Origin of the sequence: Cohnella silvisoli, assembly GCF_021190915.1 — a bacterium.
GTDB lineage: Bacteria > Bacillota > Bacilli > Paenibacillales > Paenibacillaceae > Cohnella > Cohnella silvisoli.
Map to the genome: position 1 here is coordinate 1 of NZ_JAIOAP010000013.1, position 22,804 is coordinate 22,804.

A 22,804-nucleotide genomic window follows, 5' to 3' on the forward strand; every position below is an offset into this window, starting at 1 on the left:
TCGCCGCGATGGAGTGGATTTCACCCAGATCAACGCCTGCGACTTGGTTGCCTTGGTTTACTGAAACCGATCTTCCGTCATCATAGCTCATCGAAACCATGAGTTTTCGGTCAAATACAAGCTCAATCTCCTTGATGTCTGCATCAGGCAAGTCTGGAACGGTGATTCTGATCGGCTGCAGGCGCTTGCCGTTCTGAATACCCAAACTTAAGGTTAGGGTGTTGCCCTCTATTTTGAACGATTGGTCTACCCATTTCGTGTTGAAGTGTTTTTTGTTCTTGTACGGGTATTTGTTAGCCAAACCTTGGTTTTTGGCTTGTTTCGCGCTGTCTCTGGCAAACAGATATTTGTGGCACACTGCTTGAACAGATTGCGAGTGCAGAGGGAATTGGTTTTTCAATGCCGCTTGAAGATTCGTTTTTCCGATCCATTTGCCATCGTGCTGCAAAGCGTAATGCTTAGCGATGAGCAAACACTGGTTCCATATCTCTGCAGAAATCCGGTTGCACGCAAACAGCCGTTCCAGGTCGGCTTTTGAAGCTTGAAACGCTGTTTTAAGACATCGGATCATCTTGTTTTCGCCCCCTATCTGAAACCTATGCGCTAACTTCATTATACCAAACACTTGTTCTTATATCTAGATTTCCGAGCTCATTGTAAGTTTTTAAGGTCATGACTTCGAGCACGAAGATTCTAGGCTTCGCCTAGCCGAAATTCATCCCCTCCCTATAGAGGAAGAGGACTTCTTTCGGATTGCCGTTAAACGGATATAGGTGAGGAGAGAATAGGATGGGTGAAACGAGAATGAGGAGTGCCGTTGAAAGTACAAACCCGGCAGTCAAGTTTTTTGAAGGGGAAAGAGGGCTGGTACTTACCGGGTTGCTCGGTTTTCTGCTTGCAGGGATATGTGCAATATGGGGATTGTTGAATGGGGGACCCGTTTCCCCTGAAGGGAATGTTCTGAATGCCTTCTCCTTTGATGCAGCGTTAGCTATATCGTGAAGGACGGCGCGCCTTTTGACGTCGCGGTTGGTTCTATTTTTACCTTCGTCGCTATGTTGTTGGCACTATGCTATCTGTTCTTGGCGATTCAATATTTCCGCCGGAAAGCTTATAGGCTTCGTCCGGAACTGGTGACGGGCATCCGCTACGCGATGATCGCAGTACTATTCTCGTTTGCGGCAGGTATCTGGATTTCGGTTAACCAAGGCAGGATCGTCGGTCTTCATGGCAATATCATTTGGCTGCACGGCCTTGGCTTTCATGCTCTTCAAGCAGTGCCCGTTGTCGCTTGGTTGGCTACACGAACCTCGCTTTCGGCCAAGGCTCGCACCGGATTGATCCATATAACGGGTATCGCCTATCTGCTCGGTTTAATAGCTATTGGGTGGCAGACGTATCTCGGCCGCTCCCTTCTAGAGTGGTCCGCGCTACCGCTTCTCGCCTGCGGCTGTTTCCTGATCTCGTTAGCGGCAGGGGCGCTAGTGGTGCGTAAAAGAGCCATGGGGCGGCAAATTGCAGACTTTCCAAGTCATGGTTTTGACGCTACTTAACTTTGACACTTAATTTAATTATTATCTAATTAGATATTTATTAAATTAGATGGAGGATGAAAGCCTCTATGCAATTAGATAAAGTGGTTGGTTTTCACAAAGCTCTTGCGGATCCAACTAGAATTAAGATGCTGATCTTACTTGCTAGAGGCGAAATAAGCGGACAAGAATTGGCTGAGAAATTATTTGTCACTCCTGCGACGATCACCCATCACGCGGCAAAGCTGCGGCAAGCTAGTTTGATTAATGAGCGAAGAGATAAAAATACGATTTATTTTTCGCTAAACCATTATTTCTTAAAAAGTAATTCCTCGGCTGCTTTAGAACTTATAATAAAAAACGGCGATGGCGGTGAGAGTTTGTCGGATGATAAAAACAGAAGGCTTAAGGAAGCTGTCTTGAAAAACTTTTTCACATCAGAGGGAAAATTAAAGCACTTGCCGGGCCAGCTTAAGAAAAAACTGATCACTCTCGAACAAATGGTTATGCAATTAACTCAGGGACAGAAGTATTCGGAGAAAGAATTGAATCACTTTATTAAAGGATTTCATTCCGATTTCGCCACGATACGAAGAGAGTTTATCATGCATCAATTCATGTACAGAGAAGCTGAAATATATGAACTTAATCCTCGGGAAATGTGGACGAAGTGGGAGGAATTATCATAATGACTTCAGGGGATTGAGCGGGTAGTACCCTCTTAACAGTTAGTTGTAACAAAATGAACGTTTTCTAACCTTTTTCTAAGAAAGCATGCCAAAATACCGTGGAGACTGGGTTCGGTTTCTCCTTGGTAAATTATCGGTAAAAATAGATATGTTATATTTAATCCCGACATCAAAGGTTCACGTGCAACCTGGGAAATCGGGAGGAATACCAAGGATGAACAAAAAGCTTACGATGAAATTACTTCTAACTTGCAGCTTGATTGTAACGGGATGGTTAGGAACGGCTATTAGCTCGTCTTCGCAAGCGAGCGCAGCGACGCCGCTGTCTCTGGACCTTCTTTCTTACGGCAAAGAGCATTTGGGTACGCCTTATCAATATGGAGCCGCAAGCGGGGATACGTCCGAATTCGATTGTTCATCCTACGTGCAATATGTATTTGGCAAGTTCGGAGTTGAATTGCCGCGAACATCGATCTCTCAGTCCTATTCCGGAGAGAAAGTGAGCAAAGATTACCTTAGCGTCGGCGACCTCATGTTCTTCAGGACCGGCGGAGGCGGCATCAGCCATGTCGCGATTTACGCGGGTAACGGAATGATGCTGCATGCCAGCAGTAAAAAGGGAGTAACGTTGACCAGCATGGAAACGAACTATTGGAGAAATGCTTACGTAACGGCTCGGCGAGTACTCTAGGAAAAAATAGCGACATTCTCGAAATACGCGGGCTCCGATGAGGGGTTCCGCGTTTTTAGTTTGTCGATGAACGTTGCCGGTGTTGTTCCGCTTTCTCAAGTCTACTGACGCAAGGTTGAAGGATAAGGTTGCACTTGTTTACGATTCCCAGAATTTGTGGGAAGATTTACGGCTGAGCTAACCGTTTTCCTCCCGATACTGTCCAGGCGGTTTCCCGACGGCTTCGGCAAATACCCGCGTGAAATAGTGGACGGATTCAAAGCCGCACTCGGCGGCGATTTCTTTAATGGTTTTGCTGGATTCCGAGAGGAGTTCTTCTGCTCTGCGGATGCGTTCTCCCCTCATATATTGCACGAAGGTTTGCGATTCGTAGTCATGGAATAGTCTCGACAGCTGCCGTTCGGAGATATGGAGATATCTAGCTATGTCTCCGAGCTGCAGCGGTAAAGTTAAATTATCGGCGATGAAGGTTCGAGCTTGTTTAAGAGCTCGGGTGGGGTCGCTCTTCAATTCCAGGTTAGGTGCGTTGTCATCGGAAAATTGAAAGCTGCTTATCAATGCAGACAGGAATCCGTTGGCAAGCGGTTTTACGATGTCCTGTAGTCCTTGCCTCTGGCCGGATTGCATGAGCATAGATTGCCAGGCAAGAACAGCGGGTAAGAAATCCGCATTGCTAATGAAATAACGATCGGTTTTCTCTAGACGCCTAACAAGCTCAATCGCTTCCGCGGCGGATCGGCTTTCGTCGATCTCAAAGCTAATCCATAACAATCCGAGCGAACGCCCCTTGTGAATCCGGTGCCATACTTGGGGACGAGAACAGAACAAATCCCCTTGTTTTAGCTGGAATTCATTTTCCCCATCTAGATAGACGGCACTCCCTCCCATTACATAACACACTTCGAAAAAGGAGTGTCTATGCAAAACATTGTCCGCATGATTGACTTGGCCGGCCCAATTCTGGATCTTGAATACGCCGCCGTAGCATTCCAGCGTCGTGATCTGGTTGAGATAGACGAGAGCGGAGTGGAGATTATCGAAAACGGATACCACAACGACCATCCTTTCATGAGGCGTAGCATAGCACAATTTTATCATATTGAAGGCGTAAATGTGCAAAAGGATGGCGCTTCCTTATAAATACGAAAGTCGAAATTCCTATATATAATAAGGACATAGAATCACATTACTAATTAGCGGAGGGTTGTCTTAATTATGATTACAGCTGCAGATGCGCAATTTTACAATGACAATGGCTATTTGCTGGTGAAGAACGTATTTACTCCCGCGGAAGTGACCGAGATGAGGGAAGCGGTAGAGCGGATTATCCAGAAAGCGGCTAAGTCGAAGTTCGACGGCAATGCGGCGTGGCAGGGGGATTACATTCCTCCGGAGGAGCTGAAGAAGCTGGTGCTTAAAGGATTCCACGACGTGCATTACCATGAAGCCGCCTTTACGAGAGCTCTTTCCCATCCCAACATGGTGGCGGTGCTCTCCAAACTGATCGGTCCTAACGTGCAACTGCACCATAGTAAAATGCTCGTTAAACCGCCGGAAAAAGGCGCAGCCTTCCCTTTGCACCAGGATGCGCCGTATTTCCCCCATGCGAACCACTCCATGCTGGCGGCAAGCGTTCATCTAGACGATTCGGATGAAGAGAACGGCTGTCTTCGCGTTATTCCGGGTACGCACAAGGAGGGGCAACTTCCTCACGTTGGCTCTTACTATCTCAATCATAAGGAATATCCGATCTCGATGGGAACTCTGTGCGAAGCGAAAGCCGGCGATGTCCTGTTCTTTAACTACTTGACGATTCACGGGTCGGACGTTAACCGCAGCAGCAGGCCGCGCCGCAACGTGCTGTTCCAGTACCGCGATCCTTCCGATCCGCCAACCGAGAACGTTCACGTAAACTGGGGGCAAGGCTTGATGGTATGCGGCGAGAACCCGGAATTCCGGGATTACAAGCCGGATTTTTCGTTAATGTAAACTGATTATGTGAAGAGACACCTTGAGGGGTGTCTTTTTACATTGCATTGAAAAGATATTGCTCGCTATTCATATAGATGATATATTTGGTATACCAAGATGAGCTGGGGTGCGTTGGCGATGCAGGAGACATTGTACGAGAAAATATATAACCGAATTGCGAATGATATCCGTGTCCAGAAGCTGAAGCCCGGGGACAGGGTTCCGTCGGAGAAGGAACTCGCCGACGAATATAATGTAAGTCGGATTACGACGAAAAAAGCGATGGAACTGTTGGCGCAATCCGGTTATATCGAGAGAATACGGGGGAAGGGCTCTTATGTGACGAATGAAGAGGCTTCCGCTAACGATATCTTCTCTCCGGTACGAGAAGTTGGCGACAGCGGCTCTGTCTCGAAGCTCGTAGGCCTGCTTATTCCAGATATGACGGACTCATTCGGGCTGCGCTTGTTCCGTGCCATCGAAGAGCATTGTGCTGCGATGGGTTGTCATCTTCTAATCAGGTTAACCAACGATAAGAGAGAAGTGGAGGAGGCGGCGATTCGGGATTTCGTCAAGCTTGGCGTTGACGGCCTTATCGTGTTTCCCGTCCATGGCGAGCATTATAACGGCGACCTTCTGAGACTTGTGCTCGATAGCTTTCCGCTTGTATTGGTGGATAGGTATTTCAAAGGAATCGCGGCATGCTCAGTGAGCACCGACAATAGAAAAGCGGCGCAAGAGCTTACCTCTTATTTGCTCGATAAGGGCCATACGGATATCTCCTTCATATCGACACCGGCCGAGAATACGACAACGATCGAAGACAGAATTCAGGGTTATACTAGCGCAATCATTCAACGGGGAATCGTTGTTCGTCCCGACTACATCATTACAAATTTACACAGCACGCTGCCACAATCTTTCCACAAGATGTTAGTCGCCGTGGATCAGCAGGTGCTTGGGAAATTCATCGATCAGAACCCTAAAGTCAAAGCTTTCGTAACCTGTGAGTATTATCTTGCCATCGTCCTCCATAAAGTGCTTTTGCAAAAAGGAAAAAGCGTAGAGGACTATGAAATAGTCTGTTTCGATTCTGCCGATCAGTCATGGGATGTGCCGATGTTCACTTCTATAAGGCAGAACGAAGAGGAGATGGGGCGCATGGCGGTCGATTTTCTCGATAAACAGTGGAATCACGAGGGAGTAACTCTTCAAAACATTGTTGAGCATAAGATAGTATATAAATAATAATCTTAAAGTATATAAAACATGTTGACATACCATACTTTTGTATGGTATTTTTTTGTTTGTAAGAGATTGCTTACTTTCGAATGATGACCGATTAAATGCCTTAGGATGTGATGGAAGCTTGAATGAATTTCCTGCTATTAGAAGCTATATGGAACAGGTAGCGAAACAAGCGGAGAGCATTGACCCTGAATTAGCGCGAATGTTTCTAAATTGTTATCCGAATACGCTTGAAACGACTGTGCAAATGCTTGAAGACGATACGACATTTGTCATAACGGGCGACATCCCTGCCATGTGGCTGCGCGATTCGTCGGCCCAAATCCGACCTTATGTTCATTTAGCCAAGGAAGACGAGAAATTAAGGAGATTAATACGAGGACTTATTCAACGGCAAGTAAATTACTTACTTTTGGACCCTTATGCAAACGCATTCAATAAGGATTCAAACAGTAACGGACATCAAACTGACCTTACGGTTATGGGGCCTTGGATATGGGAACGGAAATTCGAGCTCGACTCCATGTGTTACCCGATTCAATTGTGTCACGACTATTGGTCGGCTACAGGAGATCAAGCGGTATTCACAGACGAGCTGCATCAGATGCTGAGTACCGTAATAAGAACGATGATTGTGGAACAACGACATGATGTGTTATCCCCCTATTATTTCGAAAGAGAAAGGGAGAAGCAGACATTGCCCTCTGATACCCTTCCGTTTGAAGGCAGGGGAACGAGAACGAATTATACGGGAATGGTCTGGTCTGGATTCCGACCTAGCGACGATGCTTGTAAGTATGGTTATCTGATCCCCGCAAACATGTTTGCGGTCGTTGTTCTCAAGTATGCGGCAGAGATAGCAAGATCCATCTACGGCGACGAAGAGCTTGCGCAGCAAGCCGAGAAGCTCCAACAGGAAATCGAATTTGGCATCGAAAACTATGGCATCTACCGTCATCCGGAATTGGGCGATATTTACGCATACGAGACAGATGGCTATGGAAACTATAATCTAATGGACGATGCCAACGTCCCTAGCCTTCTATCTATCCCGTACCTCGGCTATCGTGGCACGGACGATCCGCTTTACCAGAGAACGAGAGCTTTCGTCCTCAGTACTGCGAATCCTTATTACTTTGCGGGGCACTATGCGCAAGGGATCGGAAGTCCCCATACCCCGCGAGGATTTATATGGCATATTGGCCTAATTATGCAAGGGCTTACATCCACGGATTCGTCCGAGCAAGCTGAAATCATAAACGCTCTTATTCAAACGACAGCTGGAACGGGTTTTATGCACGAGAGCTTTCATTGCGACGATCCGGAACGGTATACAAGGAAATGGTTCGCTTGGGCGAACAGCTTGTTCGGGCAGTTCGTTGCGGGCTGGCTAAAAACCCGTGCACCCTTATCGGAGACAGTCATTTAATTCATACATTAAGCGGGTGATGAAATGCGAGTTCAGTTGACGTTCAATAGAGCGAGAAGAGACACGCTGACGGGATATCTGTTTATTCTCCCGGGTATATTGGGATTTCTGATTTTCGTTGCATACCCTTTGCTATCCTCAGTGTACTTCTCGATGACCAAATGGAGCGGCTTCGACAAACCGACATATATCGGCCTGAAAAACTTCGAATACATGTTCCATACAGATCCAACTTTCTGGTCTTCGATAAGGCTCACCATAACTTATGCAATTGTAAGTGTTCCTTTAGGGCTTGTATTCGGCTTATTGCTCGCCATGCTGCTGAACAAGAAGCTTCCCGCTATTCGTTTCTTCCGTACTTTGTTTTATTTACCGGTCGTCATTCCTGTTGTTGCGACGGCTACGTTGTGGATGTATATGTACCAGCCACAATATGGGCTTGCTAATAACATCCTTCGGTTGTTTGGTATAGAAGGAGTTGACTGGTTGTCCGGTGACAAAATGGCATTGCTCTCCTTAACGCTCATCTATCTATGGGGCGTAGGCTCGAACATGATTATTTTCCTGAGCGGGCTGCAATCCGTGCCAGCGGACGTTTATGAAGCCGCGGATATCGACGGAGCTTCAGGCTGGCTGAAGTTCAGTCGGATAACGTTGCCGCTGCTTACACCTATATTGTTCCTCCAACTGATTACCGGTCTCATCACGGCTTTTCAAACATTTGTTCAGCCGTCGATATTAGCGGGTGATCCTGCATCTCCTAACATGTCCCTCAATTTATTGAACCTGAGCATCTACAGTAATGCCTTCCGCGGTTATGAATTCGGCTATGCAATCGCGCAAGTATGGATATTGTTCTTTATTATTTTGATCTTCACTATTATCGCCTTTGGTTTATCAAAGCGGTTTGTCTATTACGAGAACGAAATGAAATAGGAGGGTCGCGACGATGAATGCACAAACTAAAGCCGCCATCGTCCCTTCGAAGGAATGGCAAGTCCGGCCGACAAAAGGGATATTAAGACTTGCCGCTCTTCTGGTGCTGTCTGTAGCGATGATCTATCCGATTCTGTGGATGATAACAATCGCTTTGTCCAGCAATAGCGGGATGTTCAAGGTGCCGCCTGAATGGTTTCCCCGAGAATTCCATTTCCGGAACTTCATTGACGGTGCGGATACGATACATTTTCTCCGTGTGTTCTCGAACAGTCTAATTATTACGGGGCTAATTACCTTAGGGCAGACGGTCAGTTCGCTTTTGATCGGTTACGGCATAAGTCGGATCCAGTTTCCCGGGCGCCGGATGTGGTTTTTCGCTTTCCTAGGAAGTATGATGCTTCCTCAAATCGTCAGCTTAATTCCGGTGTTCTATATCTTCGCTAAATTGGGGCTTTATAACACATGGTGGCCTCTGATCTTAACTGCTTATTTCGGAAATCCCTTCTTTATTTTCCTGTCGAGACAATTTCTAAGCTCCATTCCTTTCGCATTCGACGAGGCAGCGAAAATCGAAGGCGCGTCTCACCTTCAAATTTTGACCCGGATCATCGTACCGATCAGCATGCCGCTAGTTGCCACGATGGTTATCTTAGCTTTCCAAGCTTCATGGAATGAATATTTATTGCCGCTTATTTATTTGCGGGATGCCGATTTGTGGCCGTTGTCCATGGCGATCGCCGCGTTCAGCTCGCAATACGGCAATACTTGGAATCTGTTCATGGCCGCCAATTTGCTCTATATGCTGCCAGTGCTGCTACTTTTCTTCTTCTCTCAAAAATATTTTATGCAAGGTCTGGGATCGTTAAACAGCGCAGGTATCAAATAAGCTAGAAAAACCCTTTAAGGGGGTGAGGCCGCTGCGGTGAGCGGCTGAATCGGCAAGGAAAGCTAACAAACAACTATCTAATCACACATTATCAGGAGGTCATGATTTTGAAAAAAACAGGGATTTTTATAATCGCAATATTGTTAGTAATGGGGGTATTGGCGGCATGTTCGAAGAAGTCGAACAATGAAGCCTCAAACGCTCCGTCGGAGAGCAAAGCGGCACAGAGCGACAGTCCTTCTGCTTCCGAATCACCTAAAGCGGAAGCCGTCAAATTGACCATGATGACCTGGGAAGGTCCAGATATGACGAAAGCGATTCAGGAATCGATGAAGAAGTTCGAGGACGAGAACCCTGGCATTACAGTCGAAGTATTGCCATCTCCTTTGAAAGACTACGATACCAAAATCAGTCAGTTAATCTCGATAAACCAAGCCCCTGACGTCTTCATGGTAGGTAATAATATCGAGCTTATCTCGGGGGCAAAGGGTCAACTCTTTGATTGGACCTCAAAGCTGACGGACGACGGCGAGTTTTTCAACAACTTCTATCCGGGCATCGTCCCGAACTGGCAAGCAGACGGTAAGTTATACGGTATCCCTGGCTTGATGAATACTTACGGTGTTTTCTACAATAAAAAACTCTTTAAAGACGCTGGAGTAACGGAGCCGGCAGCAGGCTGGACTTACCAACAAATGATGGATGCAGCTAAGAAGCTTGCCAAGAAAGAAAGCGGAGTGCAGACGTTCGGACTGTATACCGTTCAAATGGCTGATGTTTTCGGCTTGAACAACTATGCGGCATCCTTGGGTGCTCCTTTCACCGAAGGGATTACTACAACTTCCAAAGTAACCGTTAGCGACAAGCTAATCGAAGCGGTAAATCTATATCGGGATGGTGTTGCAAACAACTACATTGCCCCTTTCAACACTAGCACGGATAATTACCCGAACTTGTTCAAAGAAGGCAAAGTTCCGATGATGCAAGCCGGTCAATGGTATGCGGATGATTTGATCCGTACGGCAGCTGACTTAGAATGGGGTTATGCTCCTGCTCCGATCGTTGATAAATCCGTAGCGGTATACGATGCGGTTGGTTTCGCCAGCCCCGCTTCCGTCAAAAATCCGGAAGCCGTCTACAAGCTGATCAAGTATGTATCGACGGAGATGTACGAATCGGTATTGCAGAAGTTCCCGGTTGCTCCTACGACATATAAACCTTCCGCTCAAGCCTACTTCGATACGCTGAAGACAGCAGGTCACACTGATTTGGCCGATGGATTGGATTATATGCTGAATGCAGAAATCAAGACACCGGTCCGATTTATGGAGCCTTGGGCAAGCAAAGCGCAGAAGTTCGTAGACGTTACGTTCAAAAACGTTATCGACGGCAAGGCTCCGGTTGAGGATTTGAAGAAAATGGAAGAAGGCATTAACGAGGTTATCGCTAGCGAGAAGTAATTTAGCAGGGGTAGTTCAGATTTGTTGAGCTATGAAAGCTTCCGACATCGCCTATCTGGTGTCGGAGGCTTCTTTTTTAAGTATATAGCGGCTTGAACCATAGAATAATTGTTTGATAATATACAAGAAAGAGATCTACTTGATAAGAGGAGGCGCTTTGGTGAAGGAACGCGATAACCAACCCATCATTCGGGAGCAACAAGTAACGTATGACGATTATGCACAGCTTCCTGATGACGGCAAACGTTACGAAGTGGCCGATGGCGTACTTGAATTGATGTCTCCCGCCCCATCTCCCAAACATCAAGTGATCAGTTATCAAATGCAAACGCTGCTTACGAATAACTGCCAATTGGAATATATTATTTTTGCATCCCCGGTTGACCTTATCCTGTCTGCGAAGGAAGTTCGTCAGCCAGATCTCGTTATGGTTCATCGCAGTAGAATGGAAATCATCACGCGCAGAGGCATCGAAGGTATTCCCGACTTGGTAGCGGAAATTTTATCCCCCCATTCTGTCAAACGGGATAAACAACAAAAGCTCAAGTCTTACGCTGCCTATCAAATACCTGAATATTGGATTATCGATCCTGCCAATGAAGCCTAGGAACAATATATTTTGACTGATGAAAGCAGGTATGAGCTTTGGAATCTCTATGACAGAGAAGAGAGAGTCCAATCAGACAGACTCTCGTGCGTTTCCTTCACCATGGGACAAATCGTTGATGCTGCTGCGGATTTGCCGGGCTAACCGTGTGCGATACCGGAAATCATAAAGCCGAGAGAGATTCAGGGTCAATAAGCCCCGTTTCTCCTCGGCTTTTTACTATTGACTATCCATTTTCGAATCACAGATGAGGGACGACTGCCCCGCCATAAATGAACGCGCAAAGGATAACGAAGGCGGGATGGATTTTACGTTTTTCCATCGCCCACAGCGCGATAGCGGCAATGATTATCGATTGCCATAACCCTAAGGAATGTATGGAGGTTCTGCCCATTTGCCAGGTGAGCAGCAGCATTAAGATGGCGATGACCGGCTGCACGAGAAGGGTCATTCCTTTGACTACCGAGGATTGCCGGTAACGCTGCATGATTCGGAGCAACACGATAAGAGCGACAGCGGAAGGAATGACGGTTGCAGCCAGAGCGATCAGAGCGCCGCCGATTCCTGCTACATCATACCCCACGAATGCGGCGATTTTGGTGGCAATCGGTCCGGGTAAAGTATTGCCAAGCGCTAATAGGTTGGAAAATTGATGGTCCGAAGTCCAATGATAATGATTGACGATTTCCTGGTACATAAGCGGGATCGAGGCTGGGCCTCCGCCGTATCCAAGCACATTCGATAGGAAGAAACCGAGAAAAAGATCGATAAGGCTGCTCATGAGGCTTCTCCTCCAGCTTTGGCGCGCCTTGCTTTCAGGCGATCCGTTATCCGGAAATGCACGGCACCGTAGGTGAGGAAGAGAGCAATGACAATCGCCGGATGAACGGGAATGAGCTGAAGCAGCACGAATGCAATCCCGCAGAAGACGACGACCATGATTTTACCCAAACCTTTATAGGCTCTTTTGGCGAATTCGTAGGCCATGACCCCGAGCATGACGGAAATAACCGGCATAACCGCGACTATCATTCCTTGTATAACTTCTGAGTTGCTTAGGTATTCAACGAATGAGAGCAAGCAGATCATGGCGATCGCGGAAGGAAGGATGTGGGCGAGTACGGCTACAATAGAGCCAAGCACGCCTTTCTGGCGATAGCCGAGATAAGCGGCCATCTTGGTGGCGATCGGACCGGGAAGCGCGTTGGCGATAGCGAGAATTTCTCCGAACTCGTCATCTTCCAGCCATCGGTAACGGGTAACCGCTTCGTATCGGATTAACGGAATAACGGAAGGGCCTCCGCCGTATCCGAGAATGCCGGTTTTACCCATTGCCCAGGCGAGCTGCGCATATTGGCGATCGTTCGTTTGCTCGGTCATATTTTATAACCTCATTCCCATACGGCTCTTATACCGGGTGATCAGAATCTGACAATCCACGCTCATAATGCCGGGAAGTTTATATAGCTTCTCATTCAGAAATGTTTCCATCTCTTTATTGTTCGTAAACAAACCGTGCATATGCAGCTTGCTAGGGCCGGTCATATGATAAAGGCTCGTGACGGCCGGTTCATCGGCTAAAGTGTCCGCAACCTCTTTCAGACATTGGGGTTCGACTTCAACGTTAAAGAAAGCCGATACGGTAATCCCGATTTTCTCCGGATTAATGACGGCGGTAAACCGTTCGATAACGCCTTCTTCCATGAGGGCGTTTATTCGCGTCTGGATGGCTACGCGCGAGAGCCCGATATCCTTGGCCAAATCCGTGTAGGATATTCTTCCGTTGGCGTTCAGCGCTTTGATAATCTGGCGGTCGATGTCATCGATTTGATGCAATGGGGGACAACTCCTTCGTGAAAAATATATTTTTTCAATAAGAAAATTTTTCGAGTAATTAAATTACGATATGTAATAATATATAAGTTTTTGATTACAATATCAATTTTAATTTGGATTTCTTCTTTCCTATTGTGTTTTCTATGTCGAAATTATGAGTTTTTGTTCAGAAATTTTACAGAATTTAATAAAATAGTGTCGAAATTATGCTGAAATCTAGTAGAATGAGGTATGTTGGATTATTTTACATAGTCAATAATTGCAAGTGTCAATAGATGTACAACTTTAGTCAGGGGGATTCTTATGTTTCGTAAGTCTATAGTCTATTTTATCCTATCGTTGTTAGTGGTAATGCCTGTACTTGGCGTATTCGCCAAAGATGTGTCAGCCGCTTCTACGCGCGTGGCCGTAATTAAGGAAATGAAGGGTACCGTCAAGGTGAAAAAAGCCGGAGGCTCCAAGGAATTCACGGCGTTCGCCAAGATGAGCCTGAACGAGGGCGATATCCTATCGACGGGGGCAAGTAGCTCTGCGTCTCTTCAATTTGCCAACGGGACGTCCGAAGACGATAAAATGGCCGTGTCGGCCAATACGACGCTCACTTTCTCCAAGTTGAAAAACAGCAAGGGGACGAGTACCAAGGTAAGTATGTTTAACGGCTCGGCTTGGGTTGACGTTAAATCGATCGCGTCCAAGGACGACGAATTTTCATTGGAAACTCCGACGGCGGTCATGGGCGTACGGGGAACCCATCTGCTTGTTACTGTAGATCCGAATACGGGCGCCACGCACCTTACGGTTGCCGCAGGTGTCGTTAACGCGAGTTCCAAAGACTCTGGTGGTGCGAGCTCTGAAAGTAAAGATGTCTATCCAACGCAGAACGCATTGTTTACCGAGAACAAGGAGGGAGACTCGGAAATTACGATTGCTCCCGTCGACCTTGAGCTATTAATGAAGCAAAGCGATACAAGCATCGTACAAGCCATCTTGGAAAATGCCGCGGCTATTCTTGCGGAGAATGAACACTATGTTGAGCAGTACGAGAACAACGGGGTGCCTGAAAATCTCGGGGACACGAAGGAAGACCTAGCCCGGTTCAAGTCGAACACAGGCAACCTGATTGGCGCCATTGCCGATCAGGCCGTTAAGAGCGGCTTGCTAACGCAAGAAAGATTGAATCAAATTATCGAAGAAGTTCACAAGCAATCCGGTATTACCGTCGACTTGTCCAAGAAAGAGCTTCAATTAACCGATGAAGAGCAGAAGCAGAAGGAAGCCCAACGCCTGAAAGACGAAGAGGCGAAGAAGCAAACGGAAGACCGCAAGAAACAAGAGGAAACCGACCGCAAGAAGAGTGAAGAAACATTAAAGAAGCTGAACGAAGATCGCAAAGCCAAGGAAGATGCCAACAAGAAAGCGTTGGAAGATCAGAAGAAGAAAGCGCAGGAAGAATATGAGAAGCAGTTAGCCGAGGCGGACAAAGTCCGTTTCGAAGCGGAGAAGCAGAAGCGGGAGGAGGAGAAGGTTAAGCAGGGCAGTGGGTCTCCATCTCCGAGTCCGAGCCCTTCGTCGAGCCCGTCACCGAGTTCCACGAATACTACGCCTCCAACTGCATCTTTGCCAGCGTTGTCTGGATTGCAAGTTGTGGATGCTGCTGCATCTCCGGCAACGGTTGTGCTTGCACCAACGTTCGTATCGACGACAACGTCCTATTCGACGACAGTTCCGAACAACGTTGCGGGAATTAGGGTAAGACCGACCGTCGCAGAAGCTTCTGCAACCATTAAGGTGAATAACGTAGCGGTAACTAGCGGAAGTTTGAGCGAAACGATCAGTTTGAATGTGGGAGTAAATACGATCACGGTTGTTGTTACGGCTCAGAATGGTCAAACAAATACCTATACGATTACCATTACCCGTGCGGGTTCATCTTTTGCGGAGTTGCAAGGTTTGTTTGTTGGAATTCCAGGCAGTGAGCAGTCTAATTTAATATTGTTTAATCCGGCAACCGAGAATTATGTGATGAATGTAAGCAATACGACAAGCAGTCTTAATGTTTCTCCGACCCTTGTTTCCAATTCCTTCACAACAGTGAAAGTGGACGACGTATCTATAAACAGCGGAGGAACTAAGTCGATTACACTGAACGATGCGGGTCAATCTACCGATATTAGGGTAGTCGTTACGGCACAAAACGGGACAACCACGAGAACCTACAAGGTAACGGTTAATAGAGATCGGAATCTTGTAGGTAGCGGTGGTGTTTCTATCCCCGCGGCAATTAACGGATTTACGTTTAATCCTTCAGCTTCTTCACAGTCATTGTCAGTCCCCTACACTACAGAAAATTTAGCTTTGACCATTGGTACAATCAGTGATAACAATTTGAGAATAGCTTACTCTATTAATGGAGTTTTCAAAGCCGGGGGGCTTAATGCGGGAAATCCTTTAAGCATTCCTCTAAATGTAGGTCAGAATACGATTACAATAACGCTTACGGAGGTTAACAAAGGACCAGCCTTTAATGCGCCTCTGGTGGCGTCTTTAGATAACTTTTTCTTGTTAGGAGTCGTATCTCCACCAATTACGCCAATAGGGATCCCTCAGGTTTATACGTTTACAGTTACTCGTAATACCAATAGTGAGACTGGGAACCCAAGTAATGCGAATGTTACTTCCATAGCTTTTGGCGGTTTGAACGATTTTGTATTTAATCCTAATGCTTACGAGCCTCAACGAATAGATCTGGCTTCTAATATTTCCAGCCTAAATATGACGGTTCAAACTGCTGATCCAGGTGCTACTATTACCGCTAAATTAAATGAAAACACTATAGAACCAACTGCCGGAAGTTATGCTCTTAATCTAGGTTCGACGATCAATGAAGTAAAAATATCCGTTGTATCACAAAACGGATATGGACACAGTTATTACACCTATAGAATAGTTAGAGATCTAGGGCCTGCCTCCCAGATGGATGCGACCCTTAGCGGGATTGCAGTCGAATATAAAGATTTCTCCGGAAATTGGAATACATCATACGGGGTAAGAACTTATGCTCAAACGGAAAATACGACGATACCCGTTTATCTTCCTTATGAGTTTAATAAAATAAGGTTTAAAATGAACTTAAATAAAGCTGCGGCATCAATTGTGAGTGTAAATTCGCAATCGTTGTTGGGAGATTACTTTGACACGGTGTTGAGCGTTGGGGACAATATTTTTACGATCAAAACTCTTGCACAAGATCAACACACCACAATGACCTATTACCTCAATATCGTGCGGGGACCACATTTAGAACAGCCATTGGAGGTCTCCACTTGGACGACAATGAGTATGGAGCAACCGCTTGAATGGCAAAATGTTGGATTCACCAACTTCGCAGTACATTCGACTAGCTCAATAAGCAGATTCGACATGAACCTAGTTTATAACGCTAGTTATGGCGTAACATCAGCGAAGTTGTTCCTTGCTAATAATCAAGTTACAGAAATTGCATCATGGGAAGCTTCAGGAGGACTTAGATCGATCAGCAATATAGGAGTTGGGGTTAATAGCTATGTTTTAAAATTTTACAATTCGGGAGGTCTTAGCAGTAGTTATCCGTTAACCCTTGTGAACGTACCCAAAGACCCAGCGTGGACTGCGATTGGCGATATCCAATTGTCAGTTGTAGAAAATTCAATATTTGCCCCAACCCGATCAGGAAAATTAAGCTACTTTGCTCAAGTGGGTTCGGATGTTAGCAACATAAAAATTGATCTCCCGGCTATGAACAACAAACAAGTTTTTGTGAAGGGAAGTAATGACCCGTTACCGCGTATTCCAAATACGATAGGTAGTTATCTTGTGCCGCTGACCGCTGGCTTTAATCAATATGATATTGTTGTAAGAGACTTTACAGGATTATTTCATGAAACCTATGAATTGACGATTTTACAAAGCGATGAAGTGCCTGTCGCCTATCGATTGAATGGGGTTTTCTTGCAGGATCAAGATCCTCTAGGTAATCCGATAGAAGTTACTTCCGGCAATTCTACAACGGAGTATGAAGCTATAGTCGCATCGAATGTAGAGAATGTTGCACTCTCGTTAGATTATGGCTCCGATGTTGATGTTTCCGTGTATTATGAGGGAGAACCGGGGACATTTTGGAATGCCATTAACGTAGGAACTGGTTATTCTATTCCGATTACAAAGAGCAAAACGGATGTGACGGTTGTTCTCAAGAACTCAGGGGGTCTATTCGTATACACAGTCCAACTTAAACGGAGCTGGCCAACAGGAGTGGGGAGTATAAATGCCAATCCGGTAGGTGGTGGCGTAGCTTGGCCCATTGCCAAAGTTAACTTCGATTTTGGTAGTTCCAACTACTCAAGATATCGTTTGGAAATGCCGGACCTGTCTACGAATACTTTTGATCTAACGGCAATATTTAACAATGACGCTACGAATATCATGATGAGTATCGATGGCGTTCAACAACCCGACATCACTTATCCGGATCCTATTACAATTAGTCCATTGAGTAATGGGTATCACATTATTTCATTCGAGTATAGCGCCCCTGATCCTGAAACAAGTGAAATGACTAACTTTTATCTCGATTTGGCAGTGTTGGTAGGTGGTTCTTATAGTGAGGAGACGAAAATTTTTACGGATGCTACCTTAACTTTAAAGTCCCCGGAGCAGTCTCCGATCGATCTTGTGCCAGATGGAGAAGGCTATTACAATGGATCGGGAACCTTATCGGGGACATATGTACTGAACGTTGAATTATCTGAACTAGCTTGGAACTACAGCATCGTCATTGTATCGTTAAACGGGCAAACCGCATCCCAAGACGGTGGATACTACATCAACAATGTACATATCGGTGAAAACTACATTGATGTCAAAGTTTTTGGCCCGATGGGCCAGTATCCGGTTTCTTACACCATAAACTTGACAATATCGGAACCTCAGGAACCGCCATTGAACCCGGATATTTCACAATTGGCATTGACACCTAATACCAGTCAGTTCGTTTTTGATCTAGGACAGACGGAGGAATCCACTATCCAACTCGCACCCAGCGAATTGAATATGGACCTTCTAGTACAGACGGTAGATCCGCAAGCATCCGTTTCAGTTACGCTTGATAGCGTCCCGATAATGGAAAGAGAACGGCAATTCAGTGAACAATGGATCTTTCCGCTCGAGACGAACCTTAACATTCATCATCTTGTTATCACTTCATCGCTGGGCGTTGCAACAAAAACTTATAAATATGTATTAATTCGCTGAATCGATTTATCAGATACGAATGCAACACTAGCAAATGTTTGTCTATCGAAAGAATCATTTTATAGCCCGAGTACGCTACTGCCTGAGTTTTTCAATGCGGGGAATTACAAGACTTCCGTTGATATTCCCGTCGACTTCAATAATGATTTATTGACGCTACAGCTTACGAAGGACAATCCTGACGCTATTATTGATTTTGTTAAGTTGAATGATATTCCTATCACTCCCGACGTATTCGGAGACTACGTGTTGAGTTTGTCAACTGGATTAAATGCGGTGAAGGTGCAGGTCCATGCTGTAAACAGCGAACAGGGCATAACCGAACAAACATACTTTTTTAATATTTGGCGTCCTCTCGAACCCGATGTCTTGTAGTCAAATTTATTGGAAACCCTTATTACATTAACTAGTCGATTGATTATGATAGGGAGACTGAAATCGTGTTGTTTACTAGCATCTGAATTGACGGCGGGCACCACAATTGACAGTAATATAACAGAATGGATAGGGTTGACGTTAGATGGGAAGGGGGAAAGCAACTCAACCTGATCATAAGAAAAGATGGAGTAAATGCGGTCTATGTGATCAAGGTTGTGCGAGAACGGCATAATCATTTATAAAACGCTAAGAACCACAGGTAGAGATCTCTCTCATTGTGGTTCTTTTATTTTATCTGAATTAGGAGAGCTGGAAAGATGTTAGCATAGAGCGATATCGGCGGAGGTGTTAACCACGTTCAGGTAATTCGGCAAGCGAGCGAAGCCGTTCCTTCCGTCCCGGCAGTTGGGACAAGAAGACGCGCAGGTCCGGGAAGTCGTCCAGATTCAAGGAATAGAATACCCATTGGCCACGTTTGTCTTCCCGTACCAGACCGGCGCTCTTTAATCGGCGCAGATGCTGGCTAGCATTTGGTTGGCTAGTGCCTAGCAACTCAACAATATCTCCGACGCAGAGGTCTCGTTCCTGAAGAAGTCCTAGCATCGCGAGGCGCGTCTTATCTCCTAACAACTTAAGCAACTCCGCCATTTCTGCCAACTTGTCGCTCATCGTCCCAACCTCTTTTCCATATTGAAATAGGATGATTTGACCCTTGAAATATTCATATAATTATATACTAATTTATAGCATAAATTTCTAACCGGATAAATAGTTTACTAGATGGATTTCCTCCACCTAGTTTATCGGTGGGAACCGATGATCTTAGAACTAGTTGGAAAAAGTACGCTTACTTAATCCTCAAATTTGTTATTTGCACGTTTTCAGTTGATCTAATGGTACTTATTCCAACTAGTCTTCCATATTCCTCGAATCCGAACGAACTAATGGGAGTTTTTCCAACTAGAATCGGAAACCGTAACTTGAATCCTCGAACATCGACGAAATCCAAGAACACCCCGACTACATCCCGAAAAATCGTACTCGCGGCAACATGAGCACCCAACTTCCAGCCGTGTTCCACCGCACAACCTAGTACCAGCAGCGCCACACAACACGCCGCCGTGGCGCCATACAAAAAGCGCCTTAAACACACAACGCGCTTCGTAAACCACACGCGAGCCTCTCCCGGCGAGCATTGTGTCGGCAATTACACCGACTTCACGCGAGTGAAGAAGCCGGCGATCGCCATCTCGGCGGCGCCCATCATGGAGGAGCGCTCGCCGAGCTCGGCGAAAAGCAGCTGTACCTTGCGCAGATGGAAGCCGAGGGCGCGCTGCACGACGGTTTGTCGCAACACGCTTTCGAGCCATGGACGAGCCTGGCTCATGCGGTTGCCGATAACGACGGCGTCGGGGTTGAATACGTTGACGATATTGGCGATGCCAATACCGAGGTACTCGCCGATACCCGTGAATAGCTCCAGCACGTCCTCTCGCCCAGCAGCGGCGGCAGCCAACAAACTCTCTAAGCTATCAAACCCAAGCCCCGAAGCCTGCTCCAACAAAGCCTGCTCGGAGGCGTACATTTCCCAGCAGCCACGGTTGCCGCAGGTGCAGTTCTTGCCGTGGGCCTCGACCGAGAGATGGCCCATTTCGCCGGAGAATCCGGATGCTCCTTTGTACAAAATCTTATGCAGGATCAGCCCCGTACCAATCCCGATGCCTACGCTGACATAAATCAGATTGTTGATGCTGCGGCCGGCTCCGTATTTTTGCTCCCCGAGAGCGCCCATGTTTGCTTCATTATCTATCGTCACAGGCAATCCGAACCGCTCAGCTAACTGACGCTGCAGAGGAACGTCCCGCCACTTCAAGTTGGGAGCGAACAGGATAACTCCGCTCTCGTCAACAAGACCCGGCACCCCGACTCCTATGCCGACAATCCCATAAGGGCTTGCCGGTGCCTCTGCCATCAGTTCTTCAATGCAACCGCACAACTGCTCGACAGCCACTTCCGGTTCGGGATAATGAAGAGAGGAGGTACGTTCCGCAACGATCCCCCCGCGTAAATCGGTTAATACTCCGCGAATATAGTTAACGCCTAGATCAATGCCGATGGCATAACCCGACGTTGCAATAAATTCAAGCATGACCGGCTTACGCCCGCCGCTTGATTGGCCCGTTCCGATTTCTTTGACCAGCGAACCGTCAATCAGATCCTGAACAAGACTTGATACGGTCGCCTTATTCAGACCGGATTGTTCGGAAATCTGAGCGCGCGAGAGCGGAGATCCCCGCAATATATATTCCAGCACGATGGCTGTGTTAATGCGCTTAATTAAGGCTTGATCGCCGGTAGGTGTCGTCATTTGAGCCAAGTGACTCCTTATCATCAAATTACGTTTATCATACCACATAACCATCCCAAAAACTTAGTTTATTGAATAGACAAACTAAGTCCACCCATGCTATGCTGATGTCAGTTAAGAAACTTGATATCGCTTACAAGGAGGCAACAAACTAATGAGTAAGTTTACTAATGTGCCCAAGATTCAGTACGAAGGACGCGCTTCGAAAAATCCTTTCGCATTTAAGCACTACAACCCGCAAGAAATCGTATTCGGCAAAACGATGGAGGAACACCTCCGTTTCGCGGTCGCTTACTGGCATACGTTCAACGCCAGCGGCGCGGATCCATTCGGCGCAGGCACGGCAGTCCGGAGCTGGGATTCCTTGTCCCCTCTCGATAAATCGAAAGCACGCGTAGAAGCTAACTTCGAGTTGCTGGAGAAATTAAATGTACCCTTCTACGCCTTTCATGATGCGGACATCGCTCCGGAAGGCGCAACTTTGGCCGAGACAAACAAAAATCTCGATGTAATCGTGGCTATGTTGAAGGATTACCAGAAGTCGACTGGCAAGAAGCTGCTATGGAACACGGTAAACCTATTCACGAACCCGCGTTATGTACATGGCGCAAGCACGACGAATAACGCAGAAGTATTTGCATACGCGGCAGCAACGTTGAAAAAAGGTCTAGAAGTCGGCAAAGAGCTCGGAGCGGAAAACTATGTATTCTGGGGCGGTCGCGAAGGTTACGAGTCATTGCTTAACACCGACTTGAAGCTGGAACTCGATAACCTGGGACGTTTCCTTCATATGGCGGTTGATTATGCTAAGGAAATCGGCTTCGACGCTCAATTCTTGATTGAGCCTAAGCCAATGGAACCTTCCAAGCACCAGTACGATTTCGATTCCGCCACGGCAATCGCATTCCTTCAAAGCTACGGCTTGAAGCAACATTTCAAACTTAACATTGAAGCTAACCACGCTACCCTGGCGGGCCATACTTTCGAGCATGAACTTCGTACGGCACGTATTAACGGTATGCTCGGCTCGATTGATGCGAACCAAGGCGATATGCTGCTCGGATGGGATACGGATGAATTCCCGACGGACCTGGTTTCGACAACGCTTGCTATGTTCGAGATTCTTAAGAATGAAGGCGGCATAGGCCGCGGCGGCGTGAACTTCGACGCTAAAGTCCGTCGCTCTTCGTTCGAAGACGAGGATTTGTTTTTTGCTCACATTGCGGGAATGGACACTTACGCCCGCGGCTTAAAGGCAGCGGCGAAACTCATCGATGATCGCGTACTGGATGATATTATCGGCAATCGTTACCGCAGCTTCAACGAAGGAATCGGCGCAGAGATCGTTTCCGGTAAAGCGACGTTGAAATCGCTGGAAGCCTATGTCCTGCAAGCCAAGCCAATCCGCAATGAGTCCGCTCGGTTGGAGCAAATTAAAGCGACTTTGAACGACGTCATCTTCAGCGTGTAAGGAGACCCCC

General features: G+C 46.6%; 18 protein-coding genes and 1 pseudogene. 12 read left to right on the forward strand and 7 right to left on the reverse strand.

The features are described from left to right. Nucleotides 1-571: nuclease/transposase family protein (locus tag K7P76_RS22045; RefSeq protein ID WP_507236619.1), on the reverse strand; the 571-nt coding region annotated here is incomplete at its 3' end. Nucleotides 572-804: 233 nt separating this feature from the next. On the opposite strand from K7P76_RS22045, the pseudogene K7P76_RS22050 reads away from it, so the two are divergent. From K7P76_RS22050 to K7P76_RS22060, 3 genes and pseudogenes are all read left to right on the forward strand, one after another. Further along, nucleotides 805-1,553, forward strand: a pseudogene (locus tag K7P76_RS22050) (hypothetical protein). 68 nt (nucleotides 1,554-1,621) lie between these two features. Next, nucleotides 1,622-2,221 (forward strand): DUF2087 domain-containing protein, encoded by a 600-nt coding sequence (locus K7P76_RS22055; RefSeq protein ID WP_232187481.1) that lies wholly within the window; start codon nucleotides 1,622-1,624, stop codon nucleotides 2,219-2,221. A 214-nt stretch (nucleotides 2,222-2,435) separates the two neighbouring features. Continuing rightward, on the forward strand, nucleotides 2,436-2,912 hold the full coding sequence (locus K7P76_RS22060) for a C40 family peptidase (protein WP_232187482.1): 477 nt from the start codon (nucleotides 2,436-2,438) through the stop codon (nucleotides 2,910-2,912). 177 nt (nucleotides 2,913-3,089) lie between these two features. Here the strand turns inward: K7P76_RS22060 and K7P76_RS22065 are convergent, their stop codons facing one another. Further along, entirely contained in the window at nucleotides 3,090-3,965 is an 876-nt protein-coding gene (locus tag K7P76_RS22065) for an AraC family transcriptional regulator (protein ID WP_232187483.1), read from the reverse strand. A 162-nt stretch (nucleotides 3,966-4,127) separates the two neighbouring features. Between K7P76_RS22065 and K7P76_RS22070 the strand changes: the two genes are divergently transcribed. The 7 genes from K7P76_RS22070 to K7P76_RS22100 all read left to right on the forward strand — a co-directional run bounded on the left by K7P76_RS22070 (nucleotide 4,128) and on the right by K7P76_RS22100 (nucleotide 11,452). Next, nucleotides 4,128-4,901, forward strand: coding sequence for a phytanoyl-CoA dioxygenase family protein (locus K7P76_RS22070; RefSeq protein WP_232187484.1), 774 nt, complete (start codon nucleotides 4,128-4,130; stop codon nucleotides 4,899-4,901). Between the two features lie 120 nt (nucleotides 4,902-5,021). Continuing rightward, a complete protein-coding gene (locus K7P76_RS22075) occupies nucleotides 5,022-6,131 on the forward strand; it encodes a GntR family transcriptional regulator (protein WP_232187485.1) in 1,110 nt (369 codons plus the stop codon). 121 nt (nucleotides 6,132-6,252) lie between these two features. Continuing rightward, nucleotides 6,253-7,560, forward strand: a complete 1,308-nt coding sequence (locus tag K7P76_RS22080; RefSeq protein ID WP_309244786.1) for a glycoside hydrolase family 125 protein — start codon at nucleotides 6,253-6,255, stop codon at nucleotides 7,558-7,560. 24 nt (nucleotides 7,561-7,584) lie between these two features. Next, on the forward strand, nucleotides 7,585-8,496 hold the full coding sequence (locus K7P76_RS22085) for a carbohydrate ABC transporter permease (protein WP_232187486.1): 912 nt from the start codon (nucleotides 7,585-7,587) through the stop codon (nucleotides 8,494-8,496). 13 nt (nucleotides 8,497-8,509) lie between these two features. Next, a complete protein-coding gene (locus tag K7P76_RS22090) occupies nucleotides 8,510-9,385 on the forward strand; it encodes a carbohydrate ABC transporter permease (protein WP_232187487.1) in 876 nt (291 codons plus the stop codon). A gap of 107 nt (nucleotides 9,386-9,492) precedes the next feature. Next, nucleotides 9,493-10,845 (forward strand): ABC transporter substrate-binding protein, encoded by a 1,353-nt coding sequence (locus K7P76_RS22095; RefSeq protein ID WP_232187488.1) that lies wholly within the window; start codon nucleotides 9,493-9,495, stop codon nucleotides 10,843-10,845. Between the two features lie 160 nt (nucleotides 10,846-11,005). Then, nucleotides 11,006-11,452, forward strand: coding sequence for a Uma2 family endonuclease (locus K7P76_RS22100; RefSeq protein ID WP_232187489.1), 447 nt, complete (start codon nucleotides 11,006-11,008; stop codon nucleotides 11,450-11,452). 241 nt (nucleotides 11,453-11,693) lie between these two features. On the opposite strand, the gene chrA is transcribed toward K7P76_RS22100, so the two are convergent. Genes chrA through chrS form a run of 3 tightly spaced genes read right to left on the reverse strand, consistent with a single transcriptional unit; the run spans nucleotide 11,694 to nucleotide 13,288 of the window. Beyond that, complete coding sequence (gene chrA / locus K7P76_RS22105; RefSeq protein ID WP_232187490.1) at nucleotides 11,694-12,233, reverse strand: chromate efflux transporter ChrA; 540 nt, start codon at nucleotides 12,231-12,233, stop codon at nucleotides 11,694-11,696. Continuing rightward, complete coding sequence (gene chrB / locus K7P76_RS22110; RefSeq protein WP_232187491.1) at nucleotides 12,230-12,832, reverse strand: chromate efflux transporter ChrB; 603 nt, start codon at nucleotides 12,830-12,832, stop codon at nucleotides 12,230-12,232. The genes chrA and chrB overlap by 4 nt, the downstream gene beginning before the upstream one ends. A 3-nt stretch (nucleotides 12,833-12,835) precedes the next feature. After that, nucleotides 12,836-13,288 carry a chromate efflux transcriptional regulator ChrS gene (gene chrS / locus K7P76_RS22115; RefSeq protein ID WP_232187492.1) on the reverse strand — a complete coding sequence of 151 codons (453 nt, stop codon included), beginning with the start codon at nucleotides 13,286-13,288 and terminating at the stop codon, nucleotides 12,836-12,838. Nucleotides 13,289-13,591: 303 nt separating this feature from the next. On the opposite strand from chrS, the gene K7P76_RS22120 reads away from it, so the two are divergent. Further along, on the forward strand, nucleotides 13,592-18,577 hold the full coding sequence (locus K7P76_RS22120; protein ID WP_232187493.1) for a cadherin-like beta sandwich domain-containing protein: 4,986 nt from the start codon (nucleotides 13,592-13,594) through the stop codon (nucleotides 18,575-18,577). A gap of 726 nt (nucleotides 18,578-19,303) precedes the next feature. Here the strand turns inward: K7P76_RS22120 and K7P76_RS22125 are convergent. Continuing rightward, complete coding sequence (locus tag K7P76_RS22125) at nucleotides 19,304-19,624, reverse strand: ArsR/SmtB family transcription factor (RefSeq protein WP_232187494.1); 321 nt, start codon at nucleotides 19,622-19,624, stop codon at nucleotides 19,304-19,306. Nucleotides 19,625-20,162: 538 nt separating this feature from the next. Next, complete coding sequence (locus K7P76_RS22130) at nucleotides 20,163-21,323, reverse strand: ROK family transcriptional regulator (protein ID WP_232187495.1); 1,161 nt, start codon at nucleotides 21,321-21,323, stop codon at nucleotides 20,163-20,165. 154 nt (nucleotides 21,324-21,477) lie between these two features. Between K7P76_RS22130 and xylA the strand changes: the two genes are divergently transcribed. After that, nucleotides 21,478-22,794, forward strand: coding sequence for a xylose isomerase (xylA, locus tag K7P76_RS22135; RefSeq protein WP_232187496.1), 1,317 nt, complete (start codon nucleotides 21,478-21,480; stop codon nucleotides 22,792-22,794). Nucleotides 22,795-22,804 lie beyond the last annotated feature (10 nt).